The sequence below is a fragment of the Ohtaekwangia sp. genome (assembly GCF_036568665.1).
Lineage (GTDB): Bacteria > Bacteroidota > Bacteroidia > Cytophagales > Cyclobacteriaceae > Ohtaekwangia.
The window spans coordinates 1-5,651 of sequence record NZ_DATCSD010000011.1 but is presented as its reverse complement, the minus strand read 5'-3'; the positions used below and the strand labels follow the sequence as shown (position 1 = coordinate 5,651).

At 44.3% G+C, this 5,651-nt stretch carries 7 protein-coding genes and 1 pseudogene; 1 reads left to right on the top strand and 7 read right to left on the bottom strand.

Features of this window, described 5'->3' with window-relative positions; genetic code table 11:
• Both VIN08_RS00375 and VIN08_RS00370 read right to left on the bottom strand, forming a co-directional pair.
• Positions 1-446 (bottom strand): annotated as a pseudogene (locus VIN08_RS00375) (hypothetical protein); the annotation flags it as partial.
• Positions 433-1,125, bottom strand: a complete 693-nt coding sequence (locus tag VIN08_RS00370) for a hypothetical protein (RefSeq protein WP_331958521.1) — start codon at positions 1,123-1,125, stop codon at positions 433-435. The pseudogene VIN08_RS00375 and the gene VIN08_RS00370, both read right to left, overlap by 14 nt.
• A gap of 81 nt (positions 1,126-1,206) precedes the next feature.
• On the opposite strand from VIN08_RS00370, the gene VIN08_RS00365 reads away from it, so the two are divergent.
• Positions 1,207-1,773: an N-(5'-phosphoribosyl)anthranilate isomerase gene (locus tag VIN08_RS00365; protein WP_331958519.1), complete on the top strand. Its 567-nt coding sequence runs from the start codon at positions 1,207-1,209 to the stop codon at positions 1,771-1,773.
• Positions 1,774-1,873: 100 nt separating this feature from the next.
• Here the strand turns inward: VIN08_RS00365 and VIN08_RS00360 are convergent, their stop codons facing one another.
• The 5 genes from VIN08_RS00360 to VIN08_RS00340 form a co-directional block, all read right to left on the bottom strand.
• A complete protein-coding gene (locus tag VIN08_RS00360; protein WP_331958516.1) occupies positions 1,874-2,332 on the bottom strand; it encodes a hypothetical protein in 459 nt (152 codons plus the stop codon).
• 86 nt (positions 2,333-2,418) lie between these two features.
• Positions 2,419-3,108, bottom strand: coding sequence for a response regulator transcription factor (locus VIN08_RS00355; protein WP_331958513.1), 690 nt, complete (start codon positions 3,106-3,108; stop codon positions 2,419-2,421).
• A gap of 109 nt (positions 3,109-3,217) precedes the next feature.
• A complete protein-coding gene (locus VIN08_RS00350; RefSeq protein ID WP_331958510.1) occupies positions 3,218-3,658 on the bottom strand; it encodes an NUDIX domain-containing protein in 441 nt (146 codons plus the stop codon).
• Positions 3,659-3,667: 9 nt separating this feature from the next.
• Positions 3,668-4,657, bottom strand: coding sequence for a glycosyltransferase family protein (locus tag VIN08_RS00345; protein WP_331958507.1), 990 nt, complete (start codon positions 4,655-4,657; stop codon positions 3,668-3,670).
• Positions 4,654-5,511, bottom strand: a complete 858-nt coding sequence (locus tag VIN08_RS00340) for a UDP-2,3-diacylglucosamine diphosphatase (protein WP_331958504.1) — start codon at positions 5,509-5,511, stop codon at positions 4,654-4,656. Before VIN08_RS00340 ends, VIN08_RS00345 begins: the two co-directional genes overlap by 4 nt.
• Between the last annotated feature and the right edge of the window lie 140 nt (positions 5,512-5,651).

Here is a 5,651-nt window from a genome sequence, read left to right as displayed (position 1 = left end):
CCCAGCTGCGTGGTGGTAACATCGTTGGTCTGCATGGAGCGCGCATCGTTGGCTCCCACTCTCCCATTGCCCAGTAATTTTGCCCCGGGTGCTACATACTCAACATGATCAACAAATGATAACTGCTGTATAGTAGAGATCAGCGATGCATCACATTGTATTAAAGCACCGTTGAACCATCGTGTTTTATAGAATACATCGGCACCGGTTTCGCGCACGCCTTGCACGTAGCTGTCGTTCACCGGAAAATCCTGCTCGGTAATATCGATCGCCTGTTGTGCTCTTCGCGTGATGGCGCGTCTGGAAAGAAAAGCCAAAGGGCTGGAAGTAGTATAAGATGTACCTTCTTTATCGGTGAAGAAAACCATATACCGGTTCACCTGTGCAAAAGATGAAGAGACTATTAAACACAGGCCGATCACCTGCACTACTCTATTCCACGCCATACGTACTGATCGTCTGCTTGTAAATTATACCGCTCTCTACCTGTTGTTGTCCCAGGCAATTGTCTTGTGTGCAATATTTCAATTGCGTTGTCTCTTTATATACCAAGCCTACCTGCGCGGCATATACCTCCTTGCGCTGATCAAGGTAAACGATATAGTCCTGGTTATCATTTTGAATAACGGTAATACAATCATTAAATGTTTTCTCATTAAAAGTCTGTGCCGTCTTTACATCACTCATTTCGTACTCATCTTCTCCGAGTGTATTGTAAACATTACCATCCCAGGTAGAATTATTGGCCACCGGAAATTTCAATTTTACGTAGGCTATATTTTCTTCGTCCGTTACAACTTCGCGTGAATTGCTTCTTACTGACCAGGTATCGATATAGCTCCAGGCATCTATATCTGTGTTCCGTTTACTGCGGTGGATCACAAATGTACTGTCGCCATCTGTGCTCAGAAATTTATCGATGATCGCGATCTTCAACTGGTAATTTTGTGTGCTGGGCTGACTCAGGGTATAGGTTGTCTCCGTAACGTCATATACCAGGTATGCACCAACCCGGGTTGGAAAGTAAGCTTTACCGTAATCAAGAGCTTTACCATCATCGGAAGAATCGCACGATACCTGGCAGGCAACTGTGGCTAAAATTAAAAATCTGAGAAAATGCTTCACTGATTAACCAATTTTATTTAAATCCGCGCTTGAAATGGAACGTAAACAGCTCAAAGTTATTTTTTCCTGGGCATTAAAGCTATGGCATTAAAGACATTCGTAAAAGTAGGCAGTATAACAAACTTAAGTGATGCCCGGTATTGTGCCGGTATGGGCGTGGATCTGTTAGGATTTCGTGTAGTGCCAGGGCAGGAAAATCACATCAACCCGAAACAGTTTCAGGAGATACGCGGCTGGGTTACGGGGCCAAAGATTGTGGCAGAGGTATATGGTTTAACGCATGTTGACCAACTGACGGAGATCATCGAGAATTACCGGCCGGATTTTCTGGAGCTCGGCAAAAAGGAACTTCTGCTCTTGAAAGGACAAGCATCATTGCCCATTATATTGTCGATCGATACCGGAGAAACGCTGGACTCGATCAACGATGAACCTGCTTTTATACTCGTGCGTGAGCGCAGCGACCTGGCTCAACTTGCCAATGACTATGAGATTCTCCTCACGGTAGAATCTATCGAAAATGTTCAACGCATCGACCAGCAATATATACATGGCATCGCGCTCAGTGGCAGCGCGGAGATCAAACCCGGACTGAAGCAGTATAACGAGCTATCGGAGATACTGGAAATGCTGGAGGACGAAAACTGAAAATAGCTTCGGCTGCGGGAGATGTGTGAGAGTATAAATATAAAGTATACTCACACACCTGGCCCTTCACACACCTCCAGCAGCCTGAAGCTTGCAGCTACTATTTGCTTCGGGCGTAGGTTTCTATGATCTCGCGGCTCACGCCTGCTTCAGCCACTTCTTCTACACCACGTTGCACGAGGGTATCATTTTTAACTGTTACCGTGAAGTGAAAGCTCTTGCCTTCCCATTCGCGATAATTACAATACTCGAGGTTCTCGGTGTATTGATCGCCTGCCAGTGAGTAGGTGCCTCCACCTGAAATAAACATCGCGGTTGAGTCCTGACCTTTTTTAAGATCGTGATTGAGAAAAGCAAAATGCGTATCGTTGATGATCTTGATCATCCGTTGATTCTCTCGATAGTCGGTGGTAGTGGTATCTCCTTTCTGGATCGTTACACCAGTTATCAACTGCCATGTACCGGTCAATTCATGGGGGGTTGATGTTTCCGTTACAGGAGCTTTGCGTTCACAGGCAACAAGCATAAGGGCCAGAACGCCTACAGTTTTTACATTCATAGTTGGGTTATCTGATTGGTTACAGTCCCGAATATAAAAATTATAGCGAAGATTGATTGCCGGTGATGTGATTTTCTAAGACAACTTTACCGCGTATCAAAGCGATACCGGTTATCGCTGGTGCGATGAATCAGGTTGATGCCAAGTTTCTTCTTCAGGTTTTGAATATATACATCGATGGACGTATCGAACAGGTATATTTCTGATCCCCAGATGTTCTGCAGTAAATTTTCGTGCGAGATGGCTTTGCTCGGATTCTGCGCAAAGAAGAACAGTAATTCAAATTCAGGTTTGCTCAGCGTGATCTCATCATCACCCACTTGTACGGAGTTTGACTTCCGGTGAATCTTGAGATTACCAACCGTTAACTCTGCTATACTTTTCCGGATAACAAATTTGCGCTTCAACACGGTAGTAACTTTATAGGTAAGCGCACGCAGGCCAATCACCTTTTCGATATAGTCATCACCTCCGGTATCCAATGCAGCTTCGTGATAGTAGTTCTCTGACTTTGCTGTGAGAAAGAATATATAGGTATCTTCAAAGCGCTTCATGCTGCGAAGCTCACGGCATATTTCAATGCCGTTGGGATGCGGCATCATAATATCCAGAATGATAAGGTCGGGTGAAAATGATTTGGCAACGGCTACTGCATCCTGACTTTCATCGATGGTCTTTACCGTATAGCCCTCCCGTTCCAGGTTATACTCCAGTAACTCCAGGATGTCTCTGTCATCATCTACCACCAATACCCGGAAATGTTTTTTATCTCCCATAACTTTTTCTGTTTGGGAAAAATACTAGCTAAACGTTATCCGATCTTTATACCTGCATTATGAAGGAATGAACTTTTGAACGTTGCAACGAAAAAATTACAACTATACTTTACCGGATAAATACGGTTGTGCTTCTATCCAATGCATCGGTTAGCCAATAAGGATTGATGAGGGCGAAGTCAGCAGGAATCTGATCTATACCAAAGAACTTCAACTCCTGTGTTTCACTATTCGAAAAACAATTCGGTATAGCTTCCAGCAGTCGTGCTTCAAAATATGAAGTAACATACTGCACCGTTCTGGCGCCATATATATAGGTTGATGACTCCGGTGTGGAATATACCCCTATAAATCGTACTATCTCGGCAGCTGTATTGGTTTCTTCCTTGATCTCGCGAAGTATAGCCTGCTGTACTGTTTCACCAAACTCTACATGGCCGGATATAATGCACCACTGGTTTACATCGCTGCGTTTTTGCAACAGTATCTCGCCCTGTTCATTAAAGATCGCTGCGGCTACAGAAGGCAGAATTTGTTTCGGGTTCTCCATCCCGCTAATTTACTGCCTTCCAAGTTTTACGGCACGTGCCACTGCTTCGGCCGTGATGTTTTCGTATTGTACGGTGATGCGTTCGTCTGTTTCCAGCCATTGTACGATCTTCTCCAGGTTTTTCTTGCGCATCTTCTTCAATACCGGCACACCGAGTTGCTTTAAGGATGCCGCATTGTAATGCTGTTCCAACTGCGATTTCATGGGCACCACCATTAATTTTTTACCGAGATACAACGCTTCGGCTGGAGTTTCAAAACCAGCTCCACACAAAACACCTTTGGCAGAAGTCATGCTTTCGGCAAACTCATCTTTGTTTACAGGATATACCGATAGCTTCCCGATGTGATAGGGCTTCTTAGCGTGCTTGGAAAATATATGCCACTTGATCTGCGGTATCTTGGCCAGCAGCGGTACGAGTTTCTTGTCATCGTACGAAGGCAGATATACTGTATAGTGATCCTTTTCAACTACTTTACTTTCGCGCACCGCAGCACGGATCACCGGGGTATATATATTCTTGTCGTACTTCTCGAAGTGAAAAGAAACATATTTATCCACCGGGGCATAGTTATGCAGTACCCACTCTCCTACCGGATCTATCTTCTTGGGTGTAGGTACTTTTGTTGATAACAACGCTGACTGATGGCTGAGACCAACACAGGGTATTTCTCTTTTACGGCAAGCCCAGGCCGTTATCGGTTCAAAATCATTGATCACGAGATCATACTTCTCCACCGGAAATTTCTTGATCTCTTTATATACTTCCTTCGAGCTGTTGTTCTTGAATGTTCGCAGAAAATCGATGCCTCCGCTTTTTCCAAAGTAAAAACTTAAGCCCTTGGATTTATACTTTACGGCATACGGCAACTTTATATCAGCCTGAGCTCCACTTACAAACAAGTCGAGGTCGCCATATTGTTGAAGAATAGGAATAACGTCTTCGGCGCGCGCAAGGTGGCCGTTACCGGTACCTTGAATAGCAAATAGGATTTTCACTTTTTAACAGTTAGAAATTCATTGACAAGGTCGCGAAAAATTTCATCGTTGTCGAGCCTGTCGCCCCTAAATCGCTTCGGTAATTTTACAGATTGCGCCACTTTATCTTCGCTATACCGGTAAATGCACCAGGAGTTTCCATCATATTCGAGGCAAGAAAGATTTTCGATCCAGTCTCCCGAGTTCAGATACATAACAGAACCTTTCTCGGTTACAATCTCTTTGATCTCCGGGTGGTGTATATGCCCGCAGATCACATAATCGTATGCATTCTCGATCGCTATATCTGCAGCTGTCTTCTCAAAATCGTTGATAAATTTTACGGCCGACTTCACGCTATCTTTCACCCGCTTAGACAGTGATATTTTTTCTCTGCCGATCTTGAGAAGACACCAATTAACCAATGTATTGATGAGGATGAGCGTATCGTACCCTATAGCTCCCAGCTTTGCTAACCACTTGGAATATTGCATGGTAACGTCAAACACATCGCCATGAAAAATCCACGCACGTTTACCACTCAGCTTCAACGTGATTTTATTGTCGATGATGAATGAACCCAAACGGAAACCTGAAAACTTGCGCAGCATCTCATCGTGGTTACCGGTAAGGTATATCACTTTGGTGTTCTTCGCCATCAGTCCCATAATGTGCTTCACTACCTGCATGTGCGACTTGGGCCAATAGCGTTTGCTGAATTGCCACATGTCGATGATATCACCATTGAGAATGAGTTTCTTCGGCTTGATCGTTTTGAGATAGCGCAGTAATTCTTCCGCGTGACAGCCGTAGGTGCCCAGGTGAATGTCTGATAAAATGACGAGCTCGAGTTCTCGTTTCTTTTTCTTGCCCATGGTTAAAAATAATGATTCCCCAAGACACTAAAGCCTCCGGGGAATCCCCAAACCTATGAAGAAGTTCTTTGCTTCAAAGGTAACGGGCGATTATGAACCGGGGTGGGTGTGGTTGTTACTAAATTGTTAAAGATATAGCT